The organism is Marivirga lumbricoides (genome assembly GCF_014636295.1).
GTDB classification, from domain to species: domain Bacteria; phylum Bacteroidota; class Bacteroidia; order Cytophagales; family Cyclobacteriaceae; genus Marivirga; species Marivirga lumbricoides.
In genome coordinates this window covers 33,707-58,143 of record NZ_BMEC01000018.1, presented here as the reverse complement: position 1 = coordinate 58,143, position 24,437 = coordinate 33,707, and the positions used below count along the sequence as shown (strand labels likewise).

General features: G+C 36.0%; 23 protein-coding genes. 7 read left to right on the top strand and 16 right to left on the bottom strand.

Going from position 1 to position 24,437, the window contains the following annotated elements:
- Positions 1–13: 13 nt before the first annotated feature.
- Positions 14–997 carry a hypothetical protein gene (locus IEV85_RS22325; protein WP_188467494.1) on the top strand — a complete coding sequence of 328 codons (984 nt, stop codon included), beginning with the start codon at positions 14–16 and terminating at the stop codon, positions 995–997.
- A gap of 76 nt (positions 998–1,073) precedes the next feature.
- Here the strand turns inward: IEV85_RS22325 and rodA are convergent, their stop codons facing one another.
- The 6 genes from rodA to purH all read right to left on the bottom strand — a co-directional run bounded on the left by rodA (position 1,074) and on the right by purH (position 8,269).
- Entirely contained in the window at positions 1,074–2,342 is a 1,269-nt protein-coding gene (gene rodA / locus IEV85_RS22320; RefSeq protein WP_188467493.1) for a rod shape-determining protein RodA, read from the bottom strand.
- Entirely contained in the window at positions 2,339–4,150 is a 1,812-nt protein-coding gene (mrdA, locus tag IEV85_RS22315) for a penicillin-binding protein 2 (RefSeq protein WP_188467492.1), read from the bottom strand. The genes rodA and mrdA overlap by 4 nt, the downstream gene beginning before the upstream one ends.
- Positions 4,147–4,668, bottom strand: coding sequence for a Rod shape-determining protein MreD (locus IEV85_RS22310; RefSeq protein ID WP_188467491.1), 522 nt, complete (start codon positions 4,666–4,668; stop codon positions 4,147–4,149). Before IEV85_RS22310 ends, mrdA begins: the two co-directional genes overlap by 4 nt.
- Positions 4,661–5,494, bottom strand: a complete 834-nt coding sequence (gene mreC, locus IEV85_RS22305; RefSeq protein WP_188467490.1) for a rod shape-determining protein MreC — start codon at positions 5,492–5,494, stop codon at positions 4,661–4,663. The genes IEV85_RS22310 and mreC overlap by 8 nt, the downstream gene beginning before the upstream one ends.
- Positions 5,495–5,600: 106 nt before the next feature.
- Entirely contained in the window at positions 5,601–6,629 is a 1,029-nt protein-coding gene (locus IEV85_RS22300) for a rod shape-determining protein (protein WP_188467489.1), read from the bottom strand.
- Between the two features lie 113 nt (positions 6,630–6,742).
- Positions 6,743–8,269 carry a bifunctional phosphoribosylaminoimidazolecarboxamide formyltransferase/IMP cyclohydrolase gene (gene purH / locus IEV85_RS22295; RefSeq protein WP_188467488.1) on the bottom strand — a complete coding sequence of 509 codons (1,527 nt, stop codon included), beginning with the start codon at positions 8,267–8,269 and terminating at the stop codon, positions 6,743–6,745.
- A 187-nt stretch (positions 8,270–8,456) separates the two neighbouring features.
- On the opposite strand from purH, the gene IEV85_RS22290 reads away from it, so the two are divergent.
- Positions 8,457–9,032 carry a hypothetical protein gene (locus IEV85_RS22290; RefSeq protein ID WP_188467487.1) on the top strand — a complete coding sequence of 192 codons (576 nt, stop codon included), beginning with the start codon at positions 8,457–8,459 and terminating at the stop codon, positions 9,030–9,032.
- A 57-nt stretch (positions 9,033–9,089) separates the two neighbouring features.
- Here IEV85_RS22290 and IEV85_RS22285 read toward each other — a convergent pair whose 3' ends face one another.
- The 9 genes from IEV85_RS22285 to IEV85_RS22245 all read right to left on the bottom strand — a co-directional run bounded on the left by IEV85_RS22285 (position 9,090) and on the right by IEV85_RS22245 (position 17,317).
- Positions 9,090–10,289, bottom strand: a complete 1,200-nt coding sequence (locus IEV85_RS22285; protein ID WP_188467486.1) for a carboxypeptidase-like regulatory domain-containing protein — start codon at positions 10,287–10,289, stop codon at positions 9,090–9,092.
- Between the two features lie 51 nt (positions 10,290–10,340).
- Complete coding sequence (gene purN / locus IEV85_RS22280) at positions 10,341–10,931, bottom strand: phosphoribosylglycinamide formyltransferase (protein WP_188467485.1); 591 nt, start codon at positions 10,929–10,931, stop codon at positions 10,341–10,343.
- A 42-nt stretch (positions 10,932–10,973) separates the two neighbouring features.
- Positions 10,974–11,834: a UbiA family prenyltransferase gene (locus IEV85_RS22275; RefSeq protein ID WP_188467484.1), complete on the bottom strand. Its 861-nt coding sequence runs from the start codon at positions 11,832–11,834 to the stop codon at positions 10,974–10,976.
- Between the two features lie 124 nt (positions 11,835–11,958).
- Complete coding sequence (locus IEV85_RS22270; RefSeq protein WP_188467483.1) at positions 11,959–12,747, bottom strand: Rossmann-like and DUF2520 domain-containing protein; 789 nt, start codon at positions 12,745–12,747, stop codon at positions 11,959–11,961.
- Positions 12,744–15,275 carry a cytochrome c biogenesis protein CcsA gene (gene ccsA, locus IEV85_RS22265; protein ID WP_188467482.1) on the bottom strand — a complete coding sequence of 844 codons (2,532 nt, stop codon included), beginning with the start codon at positions 15,273–15,275 and terminating at the stop codon, positions 12,744–12,746. The genes IEV85_RS22270 and ccsA (IEV85_RS22265) overlap by 4 nt, the downstream gene beginning before the upstream one ends.
- 16 nt (positions 15,276–15,291) lie before the next feature.
- Positions 15,292–15,693: a cytochrome c maturation protein CcmE domain-containing protein gene (locus tag IEV85_RS22260; protein WP_188467481.1), complete on the bottom strand. Its 402-nt coding sequence runs from the start codon at positions 15,691–15,693 to the stop codon at positions 15,292–15,294.
- Positions 15,694–15,742: 49 nt separating this feature from the next.
- Positions 15,743–15,997, bottom strand: a complete 255-nt coding sequence (locus IEV85_RS22255; RefSeq protein ID WP_188467480.1) for a CcmD family protein — start codon at positions 15,995–15,997, stop codon at positions 15,743–15,745.
- Positions 15,984–16,649: a cytochrome c biogenesis protein CcsA gene (ccsA, locus tag IEV85_RS22250; RefSeq protein ID WP_188467479.1), complete on the bottom strand. Its 666-nt coding sequence runs from the start codon at positions 16,647–16,649 to the stop codon at positions 15,984–15,986. Before ccsA (IEV85_RS22250) ends, IEV85_RS22255 begins: the two co-directional genes overlap by 14 nt.
- 2 nt (positions 16,650–16,651) lie before the next feature.
- Complete coding sequence (locus IEV85_RS22245; protein WP_188467478.1) at positions 16,652–17,317, bottom strand: heme exporter protein CcmB; 666 nt, start codon at positions 17,315–17,317, stop codon at positions 16,652–16,654.
- Between the two features lie 80 nt (positions 17,318–17,397).
- Between IEV85_RS22245 and rfbC the strand changes: the two genes are divergently transcribed.
- Positions 17,398–17,949 (top strand): dTDP-4-dehydrorhamnose 3,5-epimerase, encoded by a 552-nt coding sequence (rfbC, locus tag IEV85_RS22240; protein WP_188467477.1) that lies wholly within the window; start codon positions 17,398–17,400, stop codon positions 17,947–17,949.
- A 3-nt stretch (positions 17,950–17,952) separates the two neighbouring features.
- On the opposite strand, the gene IEV85_RS22235 is transcribed toward rfbC, so the two are convergent.
- The gene (locus IEV85_RS22235; RefSeq protein ID WP_188467476.1) at positions 17,953–18,999 is read right to left on the bottom strand and encodes a hypothetical protein; all 1,047 of its coding nucleotides are present in this window, start codon (positions 18,997–18,999) and stop codon (positions 17,953–17,955) included.
- A gap of 120 nt (positions 19,000–19,119) precedes the next feature.
- On the opposite strand from IEV85_RS22235, the gene rfbB reads away from it, so the two are divergent.
- The 4 genes from rfbB (at position 19,120) to IEV85_RS22215 (ending at position 24,201) form a co-directional block, all read left to right on the top strand.
- Positions 19,120–20,175: a dTDP-glucose 4,6-dehydratase gene (gene rfbB / locus IEV85_RS22230; RefSeq protein ID WP_188467475.1), complete on the top strand. Its 1,056-nt coding sequence runs from the start codon at positions 19,120–19,122 to the stop codon at positions 20,173–20,175.
- A gap of 188 nt (positions 20,176–20,363) precedes the next feature.
- Positions 20,364–21,224, top strand: coding sequence for a glucose-1-phosphate thymidylyltransferase RfbA (gene rfbA, locus IEV85_RS22225; RefSeq protein ID WP_188467474.1), 861 nt, complete (start codon positions 20,364–20,366; stop codon positions 21,222–21,224).
- Positions 21,225–21,362: 138 nt separating this feature from the next.
- Positions 21,363–23,111 carry an ABC transporter ATP-binding protein gene (locus IEV85_RS22220; RefSeq protein WP_188467524.1) on the top strand — a complete coding sequence of 583 codons (1,749 nt, stop codon included), beginning with the start codon at positions 21,363–21,365 and terminating at the stop codon, positions 23,109–23,111.
- A gap of 511 nt (positions 23,112–23,622) precedes the next feature.
- The gene (locus tag IEV85_RS22215; protein ID WP_188467473.1) at positions 23,623–24,201 is read left to right on the top strand and encodes a hypothetical protein; all 579 of its coding nucleotides are present in this window, start codon (positions 23,623–23,625) and stop codon (positions 24,199–24,201) included.
- The last annotated feature ends 236 nt before the right edge of the window (positions 24,202–24,437 follow it).

Sequence of the window (24,437 nt, the reverse complement as noted above, 5' to 3'; positions counted from 1 at the left end):
AGTAAATTAAATAATGGAGAGCAAATTAAATCATCAGGCGATTGATGCTTATGCCAAAGCTTATGCAAAACAGGTTTGTCAATCTTTTTTTTATCAAACTTCTCATATAACTGGTAAGGAAATTTTAGAGATTTCTAAATTTAAGCAAACTAACTTGATTGTGCTTAAAAACCTTTTTAGAAAGTGGAAGAAGGAGAATGCCAAATTACAGAGCCCGTACTTTGACTACCATAGCGAGGAAGTAAAGAAAGCGATGAAAGATTTTATGAACTCTCTTTCCCGCCATATTTCCATTAAAAAGGAGCATTTTGAGCCTCTTTTGAGAGAGTCGGTAAAAGATAGCATTCTTTTGGTTTTTTCTCCATATGATTTTTTTTCCAAGGAAATAAATCAGAGAGATGATAGCAGAATTAGCTTAAATGACCTGAAGGATTTAAAGAAATACATTAAAATAAATGACTTTCTTCTGGATGGTTTAATTGATAGGTTCAAATTTCATAAGATGGACATGGCTTTTAATGATGAAGCATTTGATCTTTTTAATGAAGTATGCAGTCAGGCGGAAGAGCAACCGGAAGATGTTCAGCCTTATCTTCAGGCTTTTTCGGAAGAGCTACCCCTTTCCTTGTCTGACATTTATCTTGAAAGCGACACGGAAAGAAGTGAGATAGAAGCCCCCAAAACTATCACTGAAGGAAGCTTGAATGATAAATTGAGACATACAGAACAATTAACCTTGGCTGAAAGGCTTTCCAAAGGAAGTGGCAAAAATATAAAGCAGCAACTGACTCTCAATCAACGTTTCATGTTTGTGAATGAATTGTTTGAAGGCAATCAAAAGCAGTTTTTAAATGCTATTGAACAAATTGATTCAATGGATAATTATAAAGAAGCTTACGTATATATTAAAAAGGAGTATGCAGAGAAATATGATTGGAACCTGGAGGCAGAGGAAGTGCAGGAGTTTTTCGATTTGGTAGGGAAAAGGTTTGCTTAAAAGGCTACTATTTCATTCAACTTTAGTAGTGGTACGTGACTCTCGTACCACTACTTTGCAGGTTATTAATCTTATTTTATCTCGTAAGTACCTGCATTCTGTGTGCATCTAGTTTAATCAATACAAAAAGAAGTATTGTAAAAGACCACAAAGACGAGCCACCATAACTAAAGAAGGGCAGGGGTATTCCTGCTACGGGAAATAGTCCTATTGTCATTCCGATATTAATCCCAAAATGCACGAAAAAGATGCAGGCTACAGCATATCCATAAATCCTGGCAAAGTTACCTTTTTGACGCTCAGCAATGAAAAGTATTCTAAGTAATAAGCCCAGAAAGAGAATTATCAGAATGAAACTGCCCATCCATCCATGCTCTTCACCAATAGTGCAAAAGATAAAGTCTGTACTTTGCTCTGGAACGAAATCAAATTTTGTTTGTGTCCCTTCAAGAAACCCTTTGCCAAAACTTCCACCTGAACCTATGGCAATTTTAGATTGAGTAACATTCCAGCCAAATCCCAGAGGGTCTGCATCAGGATTAATTAACGCCTTAATTCTATTTTGTTGGTGAGGTTTAAGTACATCAGAAATCAGATAATCCACGCTTCCAATTACTCCAATTACCCCCACCACACCGGCAATTACCATTACAATATATTTTTTACGCTTGTTAAAGAAAGCAATGAGTAAAACCCCAAGAACAACTACTGCAATTGTTAAATAAAGTGGCTCGATCAATAAAGTAAGAATAAATATAGCGATGGCGGAAGTTCCTATTATCAGGTAGTAAGTAGGTAAACCTTCGCGATAGTAAACAAAGATAAAACTTAAAAAGACCATAGCAGTACCTACATCTCCTTGCATTACAATTAGCACAATTGGCAAAAGTACTATCCAGGCTGACTGAATTTGTCCGCTAAATTGATCTAATCGTACATTTCTGGTGCTGAAAAATTTAGCAACAGCTAATGCAGTGGCAAATTTTGTAAACTCCGAGGGCTGCAATCTCATGGGACCAAGGACAAACCAAGACTTATTTCCGGCTATTTCGGTTCCAAAGAGGAGTACAAGAATTAGCATAAAAATAAAACCTGCATATATATAATACGCAAATGAGTCAAAGAATCTGAAGTCAATAATCATTATTACAATGATTAGAACTACAGAGCCGGCAATCCAGATTAGCTGCTTTCCTGAATTCAGATCAAAACTAAAGATGCTTTGTACCTGCTCAGCATCATAACCTACAGCATAAATATTTAGCCAACCGAAAATTACTAAAACAAAAAATAATGTGATCAGTAGCCAGTCTACCCTATTCCAAATGCTATCCTGTCTACTCATAAGTTTTTCAAGTAAGCTTTAGTCATTACATAATTTTCCACCCAGGCTCTATTTTCGGAAACCTCTCCTTTAATATACTTTTCAATTAAGAGACCAGATATGGCAGCAGCTACTCCACCACCCCATCCTGCATTTTCAACGTATACAGATAAAGCGATTTTAGGATTTTCTTTTGGTGCAAAGGACATAAAAGCTGAGTGGTCATAACTATTTTTGTTCTGAACAGTTCCGGTTTTTCCACAAATAGTAATATCGTCCACTTTAGCAACTCTCGCAGTTCCGTTTACTATTTCAGCCATTGCATTTACTACTGTATTAAAATGCTCAGGGTTGATTCCTGTATCTTCCCTGTTATAATCTAACTTGAGGTAGGAGTCAGGAGTATCTATACCCTTTACCAGGTGAGGTCTGATAAAATACCCTCTGTTGGCCAGGATTGCGGCAAGGTTTGCTACCTGCAATGGAGTAGTAAGTAACTCTCCTTCACCTATACTTAATGAATAGATAGTGTAAAAATTCCAGCCTCCTTCTCCATAATATCTATTGTAATAAGATGGTTCAGGCACCAATCCTTTTTGCTCATTCGGAATATCAACACCCAGCTTTCTGCCGAAACCTAATTTGTACAGGTATTCATCCCAGGTTTTTAAACCTATTCTTGAATCAACATTCATCTTCGGATCTTTTCCCTGGTTAATAATTCTTCTGAAAGTAGAATAAAAGTAGGGGTTGCACGAAAATTTAATAGCATCATGCAAATCAGCATTGGTATGTGCACCATGACAGTTTATAATGCCTCGGTTACATACAACCCGGGTGGCAGGAGTAATTACACCTTCCTGTAATGCAATCAATGACTGAACTAACTTGAAAACCGAACCTGGTCTGTAGGTAGCCATTATCGGCCTGTTAAACAGGGGCTTTAAACTGTCTTGATTTAATTGGGTGAAATTACTGCTGTATTTTCTTCCAGATAGTTGGTTAGGATCATAGGATGGGCTACTTACCAGAGCTAAAACTTCTCCTGTGGAAGGCTCTATCGCTACTATACTACCTACTTTATCTTTCATCAGGTACTCTGCATATTTTTGCAAATCAAGGTCAATGGAGCTTATCAAATTATTTCCCGGCACGGAGGCGGTATCAAATCTGCCATCATTAAAAGAGCCTTTTTCTATACCTCTTACATTTACAAGCTTGTATTTCACTCCGCGCTTGCCTCGAAGTTCTTTCTCATAGGCTGCTTCCATTCCTGAAATGCCTATGTAATCACCTGATTTATAATAATTGGAGGTGTCTCTCTCCAGCTGCCTTTTACTTACTTCCCCAATGTATCCTAGTCCGTTGGCCAGTACTGAATCAGGATAATTTCTTACTGTTCTTGCCACAGGATAAAAGCCTTTATACTCAATCAATTTATCTTGTATGCTGGCAAACTCTCGGTTACTCAGCTGAGGAAAAAACAGGGATTGCTTGATGTAGGAATATTTTTTAGCTGCTGCTACTTTATTTTCAAATTCTTCTCTGGTGATGTCGAAAAGGCTGCAGAATTTGGCAGTATCTCCCACCTGCACCTCTTTAGGTACCACCATGATATCATAAGTAGGAGTGTTATGAACAATTATTTTATTGTTCCTGTCATAAATTAAGCCCCTGTAAGGGTACTCAATTACTTTATTAATTACGTTATTTTCCGCTGCTAACTTGTAGCGGCTATCCATTACCTGGATTGAGAAAAGCTTTATCAAAAATATAATTCCTACAACAATAAAAATTGCGGGTATATAATACTTTCTGTTTTTAATCATGAAAACCTGCCTTTGGAATAAAAAAGATACTGAATGATTATCAACACAAAAACTGTTAAGAAAGTGCTTGTAATTGCTTTAAAAATTACAAAAAAGAACATATGAAAACCTCCTGCTTCAATAAAAAATACCAGACACAAATGAATAAAGACCAAAGGCAGTGAATAAGCCAGAAACCAGGCTAACCCAAGGTCTTTTGCAGTGGGGCTTTCAATGTTTTCATAACCACCCCTAGGTGTAATAGCATTAATCCACAATGGACGTATGAAAGCCATTAAGATGGTGGCGGCCATGTGTGTACCCAGGCTGTTGTAAAATATATCAATTACAAATCCTGTAAATGCAGCAATCAAAAGCACGTAATTCCGGCTCACGCTAATTGGAAGTAAAAGGATAAACCCCACGTACATAAAGCAAAATGCTTTATTGTAAAGAATTATATTTTGAGCAAAAAGTATTTGTGAGGCTATAAATATAACCCAGATAAATACTTGTTTTATATTGAGTGAATTAATCATTTAATACTTCTATGGATTGTTCCAACGAATCTTTTTCCTGCTTCAGTTTATTACCGATAACGTATACATAATCCAGGCTTTGAAAATCAACTGCTACTTTTAGGGTGATGTCATAAAAGGTGGCATTCTTCTGGATAAAAACAGTATCAACCTCTCCTATTTTAACGCCTTCTGGAAATATGGAGTTAAAGCCAGAGGTAACCACATCCATTTCTTTCTTCACCTGAACGTGTCGTGGCACATACTTTAGTTTCATTTTTGTTGGATCAGTACCGTCCCAGGTTGCAGTGCATAGTGTTTGTGTTTCATCAATTAAAGCTGACACCAAAAGATTAACATGTAGGGCTGAGTAGCCCGTAGAAAAGTTATTAGAGACACTTTTAATTTTTCCTACTAACCCCAGTGAATTTACAACACCCATTCCTTCTTCAATGCCGTCATTTCTTCCTTTGTTCAGTGTAAAGTAGTTTCTGAACCTACTTACAGAATTATTAACCACTTTTGCCATGGTGTAATCATATTGGCCTGAGAGGTAGACAGGAGTTTTAAATTGCGAGGTATCAAGCATTGGCTGCTTAAGTGCTAATTGATTTCGAAGCTGTTCATTTTCGTCTGCCAGGTTTTGATTTACTTGTTTAAGCTGAAAGTAATCCTGAATATTTTGTCGGGAGTCATACACATTCCCGGCTATAGCACTGGAAGAATTAAAATAAGATGCGCTTATGTAGTTGTTGTGGTTAACTACAAGCCAACCGCTTACCAATTCGAGCACCAAAAAGAGGAAAAATGCCCTGTATTGATATATAAACTGAAATAATCTGCGCATTAATTATAAAAATTGGGTATTAAATTGAAATGAGTAAAAATGGAAAAAGGAATACCTTTTGGTGGTATTCCCTTTTCATATATTATATATCAGTTTTAAAATACATTTAGCTCATTAAAACTGCTTTGTAATGATTTATATTTTTTAATGCGATGCCTGTACCTCTTACCACAGCTCTCAACGGATCGTCAGCTATGTGAATCGGCAACTTGGTTTTCAAGGCAAGTCTTTTGTCCAAACCTCTAAGCAAAGCACCTCCACCTGTTAAGTGAATTCCATTATCGTAAATATCAGCAGATAATTCGGGCGGAGAAATCTCCAAAGCTTTTAACACGGCTTCTTCAATTTTCGAAACAGATTTATCTATAGCAAAGGCAATTTCAGAATAAGACACCTTTATTACCTTTGGAATTCCTGTCATCAAATCCCTACCTCTGATTTCATAATCTTCAGGACCATCATCTAACTCCGTTAGCGCAGCACCCACCTCAATTTTAATTTTTTCGGCAGATCTTTCACCTATCAATAAGTTGTGCTGCCTTCTCATGTAGTCAAGAATATCTTTAGTAAAAGTATCTCCTGCTACACGGATTGACTGGTCGCATACTATGCCTGAAAGAGCAATAACAGCAATTTCAGTTGTACCACCCCCAATATCCACTACCATTGAGCCAATAGGTTGTTCAATATCAACACCTATACCAATTGCTGCTGCAATGGGCTCATGAATCATGTATACTTCCTTGGCTCCGGCATGTTCTGCTGAATCTCTAACGGCCCTTTTTTCTACTTCTGTTATACCTGATGGAATGCAAATAACCATTCTGTGAGAAGAAGGGAAAAAGCTTTTTTTGCCACCATCAATCATTTTGATCATGCCACGAATCATATGCTCTGCTGCATGGAAATCTGCAATTACCCCATCCTTTAAAGGACGAATGGTTTTGATATTTTCATGCGTTTTCTCATGCATCTGCATCGCTTGCCTCCCGATTGCTAAAACCTTATTTGTGGCTTTATCAATAGCTATAATGGAAGGCTCGTCCACCACAATTTTGTCCTTGTGTATGATGAGAGTATTGGCAGTGCCTAAGTCTATGGCTATGTCACTTGATAAGAAATCGAATATCCCCATGGATAATGTTTATATATATTTATTAAAAAAAATCGCTCTCGAAATTTACAAATTTGTTTGGTAAAACATTCCATTCAAAGAATTATTTTCCCTATTTATATAAAGCTTTTACATTAATGCTTAAAATGTCTGAATCCGGTAGTCACCATTTTCATTCCATTTTCATCGCAGTAGTCGATGCTGTCCTGATCTTTAATAGAGCCTCCTGGCTGTATAACTGAACTAATTCCGGCTTTTCCTGCAATTTCAACACAATCAGGGAAAGGGAAAAATGCATCTGAAGCCATTACAGCTCCTTTCAGTTCAAAGCCAAAATGTTTTGCTTTTTCAATAGCTTGTTTTAAAGCATCAACCCTGGAGGTTTGCCCCACACCGCTTGAAAGCATCTGTCCTTGATTGGCTAAAATGATAGTGTTTGATTTAGTGTGCTTACATATTTTAGAAGCAAACAACAGAGCTTTTACTTCATCAGCAGTTGGTGCTATTTTGGTTACCACTTTAAGGTCCTCTTTAGCATCTGTCTTTAAATCTCTATCTTGCTCAATTACACCATTCAGTAGGCTTTTAAATTGTTTTTTAGTTTGCAGGTTGGCTTTTTTCTTTAGCAATATCCTGTTTTTCTTACCACTAAGTATTTCTAAAGCTTCAGCTGTAAAATCAGGTGCTATTAAAATTTCAAAGAACAAACTATTCATCTCTTCTGCTGCCTCGGCATCTACGGTTTTATTGGTAATAAGTACCCCGCCAAATGCAGAAAGCGTGTCTGCCTGAAAAGCTTTTTGGTAAGCCTCTTTTACGGAATTCCCTAATGCCATTCCGCAAGCGTTTGTATGTTTTAAGATGGCAAAAGCGGTCTCTCCTTCAAATTCTTCAATTAATGATACTGCAGCGTCAACATCTACCAGATTGTTGTATGAAAGTTCTTTCCCGTTCAGTTGATCGAAGATAGCATCTAAATTTCCATAGAATTTCCCGTTTTGATGTGGGTTTTCACCGTATCTAAGCGGCTTGTTTTTAAGAATGCTATGTTTGAAACCACTTAAAGTCTGGTCTTTATTGAAATAATTAAATATGGCAGTGTCATAATGTGAAGAAACATTAAAAGCCTGAGCAGCAAATGCTTTTCTTTCATCCTGGCTGGTAGCTCCTTTTTTCGTTCTTAATAATTCTTCCAGTGCAGGATACTGTCCTTTGGATGAAACAATTAAGACATCCTTATAATTTTTAGCTGCTGCCCGAATAAGAGAGATTCCTCCTATATCAATTTTTTCTATTATGTCATCCTGATTGGCTCCTGAAGCAACTGTTTCTTCAAATGGATAAAGATCTACAATTACAAGGTCAATTTCAGGAATTTCAAACTCCTGTAACTGGTTTTTATGTTCAATAGAATCTCTTCTGCCTAATATCCCACCAAAAATTTTAGGGTGAAGTGTTTTTACTCTGCCTCCTAAAATTGAAGGGTAACCTGTTAGGTTTTCTACAGCTACCACTTTAGCCCCTTGCTCTTCAATAAATTTTTGTGTGCCCCCGGTGCTGTATATTTTTACACCTTGCTCTTTAAGCAGTTTAATAATAGGTTCAAGCCTATCCTTATAATAGACAGAAATAAGTGCAGTAGTAATTTTTTTTAGGGACATCGATTCGCGATTTTTGTTTTGAAATGCAAAACTAATTGAATTATATTTTTTTCATTCTATATAGCCCTTTTTTTCAGCCACTTTCAAAGTTTTTTCATAATAAACCAATGTTTTTCAATCAATCTGATTACATAGTAGTTAAAGGAGTAGCTTTATAAGCTACTTGGTAAAGGTAAAATTAAGCAGTATGACTTTTTTTGATAAAATGTATAGAAAGCTTTTTCCTCCTTCAGGTAATCAGGTACTTAACCACCAAACCCTGGTTCGCTCAAAAAAGGAGGTAAAGAGATTTGAGCAGTGGATAACGGCTCAAAAGCATCATGAAATACTTGATAAAATTCATCATGCCTACCACTTAAAACTTACTGACATAAAAGATGGTATTCCAATTGTTCTTTTTAACAGCCCATATGCCAATGGATTTGCTATTAGGAATAATGAGGAAATTCTAGATAGTGGCTTCCCCTTCTTACTTGAATATTTCAAGTTGAAAATATTGGACATGGGATACAGACAAGCCGGATCAGATAAAAAATTAAGTGCGGTAGATTCAGCAGTACTAACAGTGGAAAAATACTATTTAAAACCACCTATGCAAATAGACCCACCAATTGATCAGCTTTACGGAAACATCGCACTTGAACTTCATTATTTTAATGATATACCTAATTACCTGAAGCTTACCGCCAGTATTTATTCTGACAGAATGTATCAGCCGCATCTCGATTTTTCAGAGATGATTGAGAAGTTGTTCAAGTATTAGAATATTTGTAAAAACTGGTATAGCGGGTTTGGCAAATATTTACCAATTAATTTAGGTTTAGTTAGGAGGAGGTACATAATCTAATGGAAGTAAATCACCAATCTTTTCCCACGCCAAATATCCTTCCAGAAAGACATTTGAAGGATTTGTGATGTCTCCAGCCAGATTTAATTCTTCCTCACCACTAACTATATTTAGTATGGATGTTTGTAAACCAGGTTTTTTAGTTCTTGAGTGGGTAAGATAATTAAGCTCTTCCTTTTCATTCTGATAAACAATTTGGAGTAGATTACTTGCCCGCATATAGATTTTATCTTCCTTTCTTACAATGAGCTCATTTGCACTTAAAGCAGTGGTGTCCAGCATGTTCAAATTTTTTGGCAAACCTCTCTTTTCCAACACATTAGTTCTTAAAGAATCTTTTTTTCTTTTGTTCAGGTTTCCAAATAACACTTCTTTACGAATAGCACTAATTATAGAGTCTGAGGGTCGCTCTGGGTTAGGAACTCTGTATAAGTTCATTACCCGAAAGCCTTCTTTCTGCAAACTATTATTCAATAGACTTTTAATGAAATGGACTAGAGAACCGTGATAGGCTCTTCTTCTATTCTTCTCAACTTTTTTTAGCTTTCGACCCGATAATTTATTTTCCTTAAAGTACGGGTAACCAGCAAAGAACAGTTTGCCCTGCCTCAGCTCATAGTTAAATTCAACCAAGCTGTAATGCAAGATGTACCCTAAATTGGAATTTAAAATTTGTAGTGGTTCCTTTGCAATAACTTTCAAGGCTGCTTTCTGAGGATCGTAATCAATAACTAATGATTTTTCATTCAGTATTTTGCAGGCTAAAGCATTTTCAGATGTACCGATAAAGTTGCTCTTAAAAATTTTCAGATTTTCATACCATTCTTTATCTCGTTCCCCGTTAATTTTGACAGATGCCAGTTCCTGCGTTTCTTTCTGTAGTTTTATTTTATACTGAGGTGCAATCTCTTTGCTATTAACTGTAAAACTCAGCGTTTTATAACCTACAAATTGAACAATTACCTCATGCTCTCCTTCAGGAACTTGAAAATTAAAGCTACCCTCATTATCCGAGGTGGTGCCAATGCTAGTAGTATTTAAATATATAGTAGCAAAGGCCAAAGGTTCTAGAGTAGCTTCATCTATAATGGTTCCTCTCAATTGTTGCTGAGCTTCAGCGAAAGTAGCCTGAAAGCAAAAAAATATACTATACAGAATAATATGCTTGTTCAATAGCAATTTCTTTTTCTGAAAATAGTAAGAATTGGCAGTAAGATGAAATAATTAGCTGATTTTCTCACTAATGTAGCTTTCTATCACTTTAGGGAAATGCTGATGTTCCAAAACTTGCACTTTAGCAGCAATTTCTTCGGCAGACATTTCAGGATTTATTTCACAGGAAGCCTGAAATAAGACGTTACCTTCATCATAATTTTCATTTACCAAATGAATAGTAATACCGGTTTCTTTATCCTTATTCTTTAGTACTGCATCATGCACAAAATGCCCGTACATTCCTTTTCCGCCATATTTGGGAAGTAAAGCAGGATGTATGTTAAGAATTTTATCAGGAAATTCTGAAATGATTTCTGCGGGTACTTTCAATAGAAAACCGGCTAAAATAACCAAATCAATGGCTTGTTCTTTTAAGTAATCCAAGATAGGCTCTGCAGTTTCAAATGCTTCCTTCGGAAAAACACGCGATTCAATCCCCGCTCTTTCTGCACGTTCTAAAACGCCCGCTTTTTTCCTGTTACTAATTACGCACGCTACCTCAGCCAGCTGGGAATTCCTAAAGTATTGCATAATTTTTTCTGCGTTGCTTCCTGATCCTGAAGCAAGGATGGCTATTTTGGTTTTCTTTTGAGAAGTCATTCTAAACTTGTTTGCTCAAAAATGCTTAGGATAATAAATTAATCAAAAGAATACCATACTTAAAATTCCGCTAAGCATAATTATTTTGCAAAAGTTGCTTAAAAAGTGGTATTCTCTCATTGTGTCGGCTATTCTTAGCCGATGTACAAAATAAATGATAAAAAAGGTGAGGCCGGAAAAATAGTAATATAAAATATCATTTTGTAAAAATTGTGTCATGTAAAATATCAGGATATAGAATAACACAATCAGAAAATAAAGGAAAAGCTTAGTTTTTCTAATGCCCCATAAGATAGGAAGGGTTTTGCAGCCAAAATCAGCATCTCCCTTCCAATCTTCCATGTCCTTTACAATTTCCCTGATTAGGCTGATAGCAATAGCAAAGAGTGCATATATATGTAAAATAAGCTGCTTTTCATGAAAATAAAAGGCCAGGATGGATATGGATAAACCAGTTAATAGTGCTACAATTAAGTTTCCGATGAAGGGAAGCCTTTTAAGCTGGTTGGAATAGAGCCAAAGCATAAAGGCTGCTGTAAAGTCAATAAGGCCTATTTTCCAATGGAGGATAAAGCCTATTGTAATAGCGACAAAATTCAGTGCTGAATGCCAGAAAAGTACAACCCTTCGCTTCAGTACTTTGCCAACAATTACTCTATCGGGCTTATTGATGTAATCAATTTTTACATCATAGTAATCGTTAATAATATAGCCTGCAGCGGCTAAAATAATTGTACTCAAAGAAATGAGGAATAGAGGGATACTGGTGATGCTAACAGAATCAATAATAAAAACAGCCGCCAGATACTGAGTCAAAACAATAATAAGCAAGTTTTGTATGCGGATTAAGCGGATAAAGCCCTGGAAGGAAAAATTCTTAGGTAGGGATCGTGCAGCTGTCATCTCTTTGTTTCTAAACTCCTTAAGTAGCAAATTTCACTATAAGCAATGGCATGTCCTAATGGATTACGGAATTATTTACCAGAACATTAATTGCTTAGCGAACTATCTCCATCTATGAAATTAACTATTGATAAGTATCCAAAATATGTTGACTTATAACCCTGTATATTTCCTGCAAACTTTCATTATTACTCAGCATCTCCATATGCTTGTCAAGTGTTTCTATATCTCCCCTTTTTGCTGGGCCGGTTTGGGCATCTTTTGGTGATAAGTTGATACTTTTTTCTATTGTCTCTGCTATCAAAGGTCGTAGCAAGTCAAAGTCTAACTTAGAGGAAGCTAATAAATCCTGAGATATACGAAGAAGATGATTAGTGAAATTACTGGCAAACACCGCAGCTAAATGCATGTTAGCCCTCTGTTCACTACTGGCAAAATTCACAAACTTACTGATGCTTTTTGCCATTTTTGTGAGTATCTCAGTAGCTTGTTTATTATTACTTTCAATAAAAAACGGAACTTTATCAAAAGAAACAGGCCTGGCTTTAGAAAAAGTCTGAAGCGGATAAAAAACGCCATTGGCTGAGGCTGCTGCATAGTCTAACTCTACAAGCCCTTTGGTGCCGGATGTATGCACCAATATACTTTGCTCCGGAAGCACAATTTCTTGTGCTACTGATTTAATAGCGTCATCAGGAATAGTCAGAATAAATATTTGCGCAGGACTATCTGAAAAATCCAGGTTTTCTTTTAACTGCGCATCGTACAAATTGCCTATCAGTTTAGTGGCGGATTTGCCTGATTTGCTGAAAACCTCTTTTACATAATGCCCGGCATTTTCTAAAGCGGGTGCTAAATGCCAGGCAACGTTTCCGGCTCCAATAAAACTAATATTAAAAGCGACAGATTTCATTCCATGCCTTTTTTACGCATTTTATAAAACTCAGAGTATCGTCTAATAATTGCCATGCTAAAACCCAGCATCAGCACAAGAGTACCAATCCATAACACATTAATTAATGGCTTACTAAGGGCTTTCATTATTATGTAATCTTTTTGCGTAGTGCTTACAGATAATGTAAAGGTATTGTTCTCCGGCTGAATGTTTTCAATATTTAGCTTCACCCCTATCTCTCTATTTTCATCAGGGATTCTGCCTGCCATATTGTTTCTGATGAGATAATAGGGGTTTAGAATATAGTCTTCGCCATCTCCGTAGATTTTTATTTGTGCTCTGACAGCTAAATCTTCACCTTTAAGAGGGGTGCCATTTATTTCATTCACTCTATCCACTTTCTCAAGAACAGTAACGTAATCATTCAAAAAGAATTTTTCACCAAAAGTTACTTCCATTTGTTTTGGCTCTGACCATTCAATTTCCTGAGTAGGATCCGGCACGGATGATACGTGTACATACAGATCCTCATTCCACTTCCTTTTAATATCAGGAGAAGCTATTAAACCTCCCATTCCCGGATTAATTTGTGCGCGAGGGAAAAGAGAAAATTTATTGCCATTGGCGCTCAGATAATCTACTTTGTAATAGTGATTTTCGCCATACACATTAACTGTATCCCCTTTTTGCAGCGTATCATCTGCTTTTTGGATGTCGCGTTTGATGATTTTAACATTAGTTTCATCAGTGTCTTCTAAATAGCTTGCTTTTATATATCCCCCTTCATAGGATTCATAGAATCTTCCTTTGTACGTTAAGGTATATTCTCCCATGTTTTGAGGATCATTAATATATAAAGGTAAATTGGTTTGGTTAAAATCTTCTTCCACTTCTTCAGAATTAGTTAGAAGTAAACCTGTATTGTTGAGCGAAACAGTGGAAGAATAGCCGGAAGAAAATAACATCCCGATCAGCATCATGCCTAAGCCAATATGCGCAATAGCTCCTCCTGAGAGTTTATAGTTGCTTCTAACCACGTTGAGAAGAATTTTTCCATTAGCTACAATAGTGTATATTCCGCTGATTACTACAAGAATATAAACAATATTAGTCATTCCCACACTTGTTATTACTAAAGCAGAAAGCAAGAGTGTGATAAGGATAGGATAAAGTAGAGATTCTTTCACCTTAGTACGTTCCATTTTCTGCCACCAGAAAAACTGACCCGTGCCTGAAAGTATAGCTAAACCAATAGCAAACCAGATTTGCCATTTGGTATAGAATTCAACCTGATCCACCGGTGGCGCTAAGTTGGAGAGGCCACCAAAGGCTTCAATAATAGTATTATAAACAGGGATTGAAGTTGGGATAATAATTTGGAATGCCATAAGGCACAATAAAGTAGCCCCCATAAAAATCCAGAATTCACGTGAATATGTTTCCACCTCTTTCTGGGTAGATGGAATGAGTTTCCACCTGGTAATGCATAAAAATAAAGCGATTACCAGGAAGCTCAACATCCAAAGAACTAACTGACCAGAAAGACCCAAATCAGTAAAAGAGTGAACTGAGGATTCTCCGAGTACCCCGCTTTTCACTAAGAATGATGCATATAAAACCATCAGAAAAACTGATATTACCAGAATAATTGAAGCTTTTAAGGCGGTTTCACTTTTTTTGTAAGTAATCATTGTATGAATACTTGCAACCAACACCAACCAAGGGACTAAAGAGGCATTCTCTACAGGGTCCCAATTCCAATATCCACCAAAATTAAGAGTTTCATATGCCCAATAGCCTCCCATTAGTATACCTAAACCTAAAACTGCTGCTGAAAACAAAGCCCATGGAAGTGCTGGTCTTACCCAGGCTTTTACATCTTTTTTCCATAAACCAGAAATGACATAGGCAAATGGAATTAACGTGGTAGCATAACCCAGGAACAATACAGGAGGATGAATTACCATCCAGTAATTTTGCAATAGAGGATTTAATCCTGTTCCATCTTCAGGTACATAATTGGGATTAAGATTGAAAACCGGAGCATCCATAGCATCTCTTAGCAGAATGAAAGGAGAGCTTCCTATCTTAAAATCATCAATAACAACACCCAAAATCATGGAGGCTAAAAATGCCTGAACAATGGAAAATACCACCATTATAGATGGAGCCCATTTTTTATTAGTAGCTAATAAGATAAATCCAAGAACTACATTCCAAAATGACCAGAGTAAAAAACTGCCCTCCTGTCCTTCCCAAAATGAAGAAATAATGTATTCAGTGGGTAAAGCTTTTGAGGAATGGCTCCAGGCGTAAAAGTATTCAAAATAATGGTTGTAAATGATCGTGAAGAGGCAGATTACTATACCAAAAACTGAAATACCATGAACGAGAAAAGAAAACTGGCCATTGTGTAACCACTGTTTTTTCTTATCGAGCGCGGAGGTAGTTTCTGCTTTGTAAAAATTAAATATGGAAACTAAAGCCCCCACAAAGCTTATAATGACAAAAAGGTGACCTAAGTCACCTATTGTGGAATGTATCATATATTATATTATCAAATTAAATAACTGTTTCTTCCTGATATTTAGAAGGGCATTTCATCAGGATTTTGTCTGCAACAAAAGTTTCATTCTGAAAAGAGCCGATTACCACCACTTGTTCTGAGCGGATAAAATCTGCAGGCATGGGCTCATTATAAAATACTTGTTGCTCCATTCCATTCTCATCTACCATTACAAACTGAAAAGACAATTTATCGGAGGAAGCTTCTAAACCAAGAATATTACCTTCCTGGTCTTTTTTGAGCTCTCCTACTACATGTATTTTAGTATTATTTCCATTTAGCGCCATATCATGAGCATCTTGAAAACTCACATAAGAACTGGCATCTCCAGCGGTAGAAACGATCATCATAATTGCAGCTGCAATTATGATGATACCGAAAATATAGGATTTTTTCATAATGTAATTAATTCTGAGAAGTCAACAAAAGTACTATCTAAATAATTCTTTAGAGCTTATTTTTTAATGATTTTTCTATTTTTTTAATCTTCTGTTCAGTTCTAATAGTATAGATGACAAATCCTGCAAATAAAGTAACAATTATGGCCACTAGGACATAAATTTTTCCTTCGGAGCGCATTACATCAGCCATCTCAATTTTATTGTTGGAATAATCTTCCTCTAAAATTTGCTCTTTTTGTGCAGTAGCATAAAAGCTTATTGTAATAAATAAGAGGGTTAGGATATATTTAATCTTGCTCATCAATTTGTGATTTTATAAAATTTAATCTAATGCGTAGTTCAGTTAACCATACACCTAATAGTGTCCAGCCTATTACTGCGGGATAGAATATCATTCTTAACCTGCCATCCAATTCATAGGCATTAAATCCGGGGTTGCCACCATTGCCGGGATGTAATGAATCAGTAAGGCGGGGTAAAATGAAAAGAAGAGGAATTAATGTTGCGTAGGCAAATATGTTATAAACACTACTGATTTTAGCTTTTTGCTGTGTATCAGCTATTGAATTTCTCAGTAATATATAAGCAAAGTAAATTAAAAGGCCAATCGCAGAGCCATTCTGCTTAGGGTCTCCACTCCATGCGGCACCCCATGTGAATTGTGCCCAGATCATGCCAGTTGCTAAACCCAGAAGTCCAAAAAGTATAGAGGTATTTACCAATTCGATTGCGTAGGTATCATATTTTAAGTTACCTGTTCTTAAATAACGAATAGAAAAATAGACCGAAGCCGTTAACATAATAATCATCCCAAACCACATAGGTACATGAAAATGCATTGCCCTGATAGTCTCATTTAAAATGGCCAGCCTGGGAGCTTCCATCAGAAGTCCACCTATTATGGTATAAAACACTAAAGAAACACCTAAGATTTTCCACCAACTTTTTCTCATAATTAACTTCTCCAGATAAAAGGGAACAACAAATAGGCCGTAGCTATAACTATGGCATCTACGGATATAAGGGTAAACAGTTTTTCGTTCATTAATGTGGCATCAATTCCATCAATAGCATTCTTAGAAAGCCTTATTGCTACCAACAATATTGGTAATAATATTGGAAAGCTTAAAATGGCAAGTAGTGCTGTACTATTATTCGCTTTGGAAACTATTCCGGAAACTAAAGTGAGAATGCCAGCAAAACCTATTGATACTAGTAATATGGTAAGCAGAAAATAGGAATGATTTGAAACAGGGTTGCCAAGGATAAAAGCGTATACCATGAAGCCAACACTAGCTATTAAAGTTGAAAGAACAACATTAAATAGTAGTTTACCACTTAAAATTACTTGCGGCTTGCAAATAGTGTAGTAATATAACATTCTACCTTCTCCTTCTTGTAAAAAGCTTTTGGCTACTCCATTTATATTAGCAAAAACAATAATTATCCAAAAAAGTGCATTCCAGGTAATGGTTTGCATTTGGCCGGTTTTTACATTGAAACTTAAGTAACAGATAAATATAGTGCTTACCAAATACAGGATAATGCTGTTAAAGGCTGTTTTATTTCGCCATTCCAGCTTTACCTCTTTATTAAATATGGAAAGTACCTGACTGAACACGGCCGCAAATTTAACACAATCAATTTAATAAGGCATGGCATTATTGATCTTATCTGCTTACTTTGCACAAAAAAAGCAAAATGAATATAGAAGCTACCGGTTTTGATGATTTATACCTTATTACTCCTAAAGTATTTGAAGACCAAAGAGGATATTTTTTTGAATCTTTTCATCATCAGAAATTTAGAGAAGCCACGGGGGTTGATTGTGAATTTGTGCAGGATAATCAATCACGCTCAGCAAGAGGTGTTATAAGAGGCCTGCATTTTCAGGTGCCACCAATGGCACAGGCAAAATTTGTAAGGGTATTGCAAGGAGAAGTCTTAGATGTGGTGGTTGATTTAAGAAAAGATAAATCTACATTCGGTAAAAGCTATAGTGTGCTACTTTCTGCTGAAAATAAAAAACAGTTATTCATTCCAAGAGGTTTTGCTCATGGTTTAGCGGTTTTAAGTGATCACGCTGAGTTCTTCTATAAATGTGATAATTATTACAGCCCGGAAAATGAAAGAGGTATCATTTTCAATGATACCTCTTTAAATATTGACTGGAAAATTGCTGCCTCAGAAAGCATAATATCTGAAAAAGACACCAAACATCCAGCGTTTAAGGATTTTGATTCTCCTTTTTAATCATTAGCTAACTTCATTTTTTCTAGATTCCTCAAGTCGGGTAAGGTATTTATTGAACGCTATCAATATAATTAAAATATAAGCAGCCAGTAAGCCATATAGACAGGAATAGAAACCAAGTTTTATCAAGCTTGGGCTGGCCGGTCTTGAAAAAACGGTGAACCCATCAATTAGCTCAAAACTGGGGGTAAGATATAATTGTTCTTGTAACTCCAGTTTTTCTTCATGTAATTGCTGACTTTTATTAAAAACTGAAATAGGATCTACTATCTTTTCATCACTCATTATTATATTGTTGGAGCCTGACCTTGATCGTTCAGCAAAAAGATCGTAGTTCTTTATAATTAGCTTTTTTAAACTATCAATCTTTTCAATTTCTTGTTCAATATTTGCAATATTTGATTTGAGATTGGTTAATTCAATTTCAATTCTTTTCGAAACATATGAGCCGTTTTTAAAATAATTTAAAAGTGGTTCCTCTAATGATCTTAAATCAGAATTATCATAAACCTCAACAAAAATTTTGTAAGTAGATTTGTTGTCATCCTCTAGTTTTTCCATCAAACCTTCCAGTACAACTTCATCGGTAATCTTGGACTTTAACTGTTCTTTTAATACCTCAAGCTCTACAATTTGTTCTTCCGATACAAATGATTCGTAATAGAAACCTCTAAGATTTTTCGCGGTAGCAGTATCTATTCCAAGAATTGAAGCCAGTTGATTATAATTCCTCTCTCCACATAGCTGATCTAATTTGTCAACAGAGCTTTCCGTTAGCTTTCCGGTAGAGAATTTCGAATTCAAAAGCAGAGAACTAGTATAATAATCGGGTAAATAGTAATTCAAACTAATACCAATTATTCCACCAATTACTACAAAAAGGAAAATGATTTTTATATTTTTAACGGTAGCATTTCGAAATGCCACTAATACCATCATAAACCCTATGAAAATATTCTTGAAAAAATCACCGATTGCAGAAAATAACTGCCTTAAATCAATTTCATCAGAGTTATTTGTTTGGTTCTGGTTTTTTGTATCTTCGGACATAATGCTTAAAAATTTTCACAAATAAACAGAACTTTCCTTAAGTAATGAAATATTTGTTTTATGATATCCTTTATTCCTTGAATTCTATCGTTAAATTTGACATGTAAAAATTCGACTAATTTGAAAACTCTATTAATAACAGGCGGAGCAGGATTTATAGGATCTCATGTAGTGAGATTGTTTGTAAACAAATATCCTGACTATAAAATTGTTAATCTCGATAAGCTGACCTACGCAGGTAACCTGGAAAACCTTGCAGATATTGAAGGCGCAAAAAACTATATATTCGAAAAGGGAGATATCACTGATGAAGCTTATATTTTTGATTTATTTAAGAAATACGCTTTTGATGGAGTAATACATTTAGCAGCAGAATCCCACGTTGATAGGTCTATCAGCAACCCAATGGAGTTTGTAAAAACCAATATTTTTGGCACTGTCACCTTGCTTAATGCAGCTAAGGAAAACTGGAAAGATAATTTTGAAGATAAACTATTTTATCATATCTCTACAGATGAAGTTTTTGGTTCATTGGATGATGGAGGCTTTTTTACCGAAACAACTTCTTATGACCCGCAATCACCTTATTCAGCCTCAAAAGCTGGTTCTGATCATTTTGTGAGAGCTTATGCCAATACTTATGGATTGCCTGTTATTGTTAGCAACTGCTCTAACAATTATGGACCTAACCAATTTCCTGAGAAACTGATACCACTCTTCATTAATAATATCAGGAATAATAAGTCACTTCCGGTATATGGTAAAGGAGAAAATGTAAGAGATTGGCTTTATGTGGAGGACCATGCGAAAGCCATTGATGTGCTTTATCACAAAGGTAAAAAAGGAGAAACCTATAATATTGGAGGTTTTAATGAGTGGAAAAACCTGGATTTGATTAAAGTAGTATGCAAAGTGATGGATAAGAAGCTTGGCAGAGAAGAAGGAACTTCAGAAAAACTCATCACCTATGTTACTGATAGAGCAGGGCATGATTTACGCTATGCCATTGATGCCAACAAAATAATGAAAGAGTTGGGATGGAAACCAAGCCTCCAGTTTGAAGAAGGGATAGCCAAAACTATCGACTGGTATATGGAAAATGAAGAATGGATGAAAAATGTCACTTCAGGAGCATACCAGCAATATTACGATGAAATGTATGATAAGAGAGACTAGAGGTTAGAGTCAAGAACCTAGACCATAAAACTGGATCAAAAATTGTCTTTCAAATTTTGAAATATTAAGAGAATAAAGCCAAGACATAACGAAGAATCCCCGGAACAAGACGGTAGGGGAATTAAAATTTAAATATAGAGAAGAGCAGTCTAGGCTCTAGATTCTAAAAATCTAAACATATCTAACCAATGAAAGGAATAATCTTAGCAGGCGGATCAGGAACACGTTTACACCCATTAACAATAGCAGTAAGTAAGCAGCTCATGCCGGTTTATGATAAGCCAATGATTTATTACCCGCTGTCCACATTAATGCTTGCAGGAATAAAAGAAATCCTGATTATTTCTACCCCTGAACATACCCACATGTTTGAGCAGCTATTAGGAGATGGCTCTCAAATTGGTTGTAAAATTGAGTATGCTGTACAGAAAAAACCTGAAGGCTTAGCCCAGGCATTTATTATCGGAGCCGACTTTGTTGGAGGAGATGATGTGGCACTGATTCTTGGAGATAATATTTTCTATGGTTCGGGGATGAGTAAGCTTTTGCAGAGCAATACCAAGCCAAAAGGAGGTATTGTATATGCTTATCATGTGCACGATCCTGAGCGTTACGGAGTAGTGGAATTCGATGACAACGGAAAAGCGATCTCTATCGAAGAGAAGCCAAAAGAGCCTAAATCATCCTTTGCAGTTCCAGGCATATATTTTTATAATAATTCAGTGGTAGAGATAGCCAGAAATATAAAGCCAAGTCCGCGAGGAGAGCTTGAGATAACAGATATTAATAAAAAGTACCTTGAACAGGGAACCCTTGAAGTCAGTGTGCTGAACAGAGGAACGGCCTGGTTGGATACCGGAACATTTGCTTCATTGATGCAAGCCTCAGAATTTGTGAGGGTGATAGAAGAAAGGCAAGGACTAAAGATTGGCTGTATTGAAGAAGTGGCATACAGGATGGGTTTTATTGATAAAACACAGTTGCAGGAGCTTGCCAAGCCATTAGTGAAAAGTGGATACGGTGAGTATTTGTTAAGGCTTGTGAAATAAAGTAAAAATTTATCAGGTAGCTTTTAGTGGTTTAAAACTATTGAAGCACACTTCACGTACTACGTTGATCGACTTATCTGGATAGCATATTCTTTAAATGTGTCATCAGAAAAAAATCCTTCAGACGTAACTAATTTCATGGAAAAAGCAGAAGTAAGCTCAAAAACTACCTTGGCAAAGGTTTTTAAAACAATCATTTGGCCAAGAAGAAAGTATGTTTTTATAGGTTTAGTCCTTATTATAATTAGTAGAATTGCCTCTCTGGTGCTACCGGGATCCAGCAAAATCTTAATTGATGAAGTAGTACCAAATGGCGATCTTCAGAAGTTAAAATATTTAATCTTTGCTGTAGTTGGGGCTATAATCGTTCAATCAGTCACTTCTTTTGCCTTAACTCAAATACTCAGCGTGGAGGCACAAAACCTAATTGCCCAATTGCGATCAAAAGTACAAGCCCATATTCTAAAGCTGCCTATTCGATATTTTGATAATACCAAAACAGGTGAATTGGTTTCAAGAATAATGACGGATGTAGAAGGTGTAAGAAATTTGGTAGGGACTGGATTGGCCCAAATGGTAGGCGGTATTTTAACTTCAATTGTGTGCCTTTTCCTGTTAATTAGGATTAGTCCAATGATGACCCTGTACGTATTGGTTCCGGTAGCAATTTTTGGTGTTATTTCATTAAAAGCATTTGGAAAAATTCGCCCAATCTTCCGTGAAAGAGGTAAAATAAATGCAGAAGTTACTGGAAGGCTTACGGAGACCTTAGGTGGGATTAGGGTTATTAAAGGTTTTAATGCAGAGCTACAGGAGATAAGGATTTTTGCTGAAGGAGTCGATAGGTTGTTTAGAAACATCAAATCCAGCTTAATTTCTACAAGTTTAATCACTAGCTCAGCCACATTATTATTAGGGTTGGCTTCAGCCGGTATAATGGGAATAGGTGGGTATATGATTATGAATGAGCAGTTAACCTTTGGTGATTTTCTTGCTTTTACTCTATATCTTGGCTTTATGATAGCACCTATTGTGCAAATGAGCAATATAGGGAGCCAGTTGACGGAAGCATTTGCTGGTTTAGATCGTACCGAGGAAATTATGAATACCCCTCTGGAGTCTGATGATAAGGAACGAACTATTAATCTTCCGGCTATAGAAGGGCATATTATTTTTAATAAAGTATCATTTGCCTATGAAAGCAATAAGGAAGTAGTAAAAAGCATCAGCTTTGAAGCAAAACCAGGATCAGTTACTGCTTTGGTGGGTACTTCAGGCTCTGGCAAGACTACAATAGCTGGAATGGCGGCATCATTTCTTACACCGGATGAAGGGATAATCTCTGTTGATGGACAGGATTTAAAAAAGGTCACTCTTGAAAGTTATAGAAGCAGGTTAGGGGTGGTACTTCAGGATGATTTCCTTTTTGAAGGCACAATAAGAGAAAATATTTTATTTCCAAGACCCAATGCTTCTGAGGAAGAACTACAACACGCTGTTTCTGCTGCTTATGTAAATCAGTTTACTGATAAATTTGAAAAGGGTTTGGATACTCAAATAGGAGAACGAGGTGTAAAGCTTTCAGGAGGTCAGCAACAACGTATAGCCATTGCAAGGGCTGTGCTGGCAGATCCTAAAATATTAATACTTGACGAAGCTACGTCAAATTTAGACACCGAGAGCGAAAGGTATATTCAATCAAGTCTAAAAGAATTAATGAAAGGAAAAACCACATTCGTTATAGCGCATAGACTAAGTACTATCCGTCAGGCAGATCAGATTTTAGTTATTGAGTCTGGTGAAATAGTGGAGCGTGGTAAGCATGATGAGTTAATCGAATTAAAAGGGCGTTACCATCAGCTATTTACTTATCAGGCCCGGATTTAGGAATTCATATTTATTAGATTGCTAAAACCTATTAGTATGTAGGTTTTCGTGTAGATTTATCAGTGTTTTTTTAAGGTGTATCCTTCTAAAATAGAACAGAATAGCCTTAATTAATGTATACTAGAATCGTTTGAAGCCGACTTTACTTGTATGATTTATCTTATCATTTAATTAAATGTGTGGTTAAGTGATTTAGATTCTCCAAACATTACGTTTTAGGAATTTTAGTCATTTTTAGTACAAGGCCTTATGTGTTAATTTAGTTCTTGCTATGCGAGGACTACACAAAATATTGCATCAATCAAGAATTGAAGACAACTTAATGAAGGGTGTTATATTCTTGTTGCTTTTTGCAGGGATGTTTATTTTCTCTTTATTGCAATAGTCTATCTTAATCTTACTATTCTTTTGCTCACACAATTACCAAAATTAATCCTGGGTCATTTGTATTGCATAATTCTGATTTGGCATGCTATTTGGTTACCTTTCATTACATCAAATTGAAGAAGCTATGAAAAATTTATTCCACAACTTTCAAATATTATTGCTTGCCACCTTTCTTATTACTTCCTGCACATTTAATGGCAATGACGGAGCACCGGGCCCTCGCGGCCCACAAGGCCCTCCAGGACAGGATGGTGAAGAGTTTGTAGCTATTGCCTACGAATTCCCTCCAGTTTCTTTTAATGAAAATAATGATTACGGAGTTACGCTATTGTATGATGAGGTAGATTTACCTTTTATTTTTGAATCAGATAAGGCTCTTGCTTTTCTTTTAAGTGGCGTGGATGATAGAGGTTATGACATCTGGAGCCCTTTACCTCAGACCAGATTCAATGAAGTAGGCACTTATGTATACAATTATGATTTTACTTTGGTAGATGTATTTGTCTACTTAGATGCTGATTTTAGGAAGGGTTTATTCATTCCTGAAGAGACCGATGATAAAATTTTCCGTGTTATAATAATTCCTGCTCGAGCAACACAAAGATCTGCAGAACCAGTTGATTATGATAACTATTATGCAGTAATGGAGCATTATGGCCTCAAAGAAAGTAATGTGAAAAAACTTCAAAATAAGCCTCAATAATTTTTTTGATAAATAGTAGAACTTGTTTACATGAAGGAAGCTTAATTTAGCTTCCTTTTTTTGTACATAGTTAAAATTTCGTTTAACTTTCAGCAATTTTGTTATTAAAGGGAAGGTCTAAGTCATTCGAGATAAATTTCTTGTTGAGGTTTTTATAAGCTGTCTGAATCCATTTTTCAGTTTTAGTCCGTTCATTCACCGTTAATAATTATAATTTATCTATATAAATTTTAATA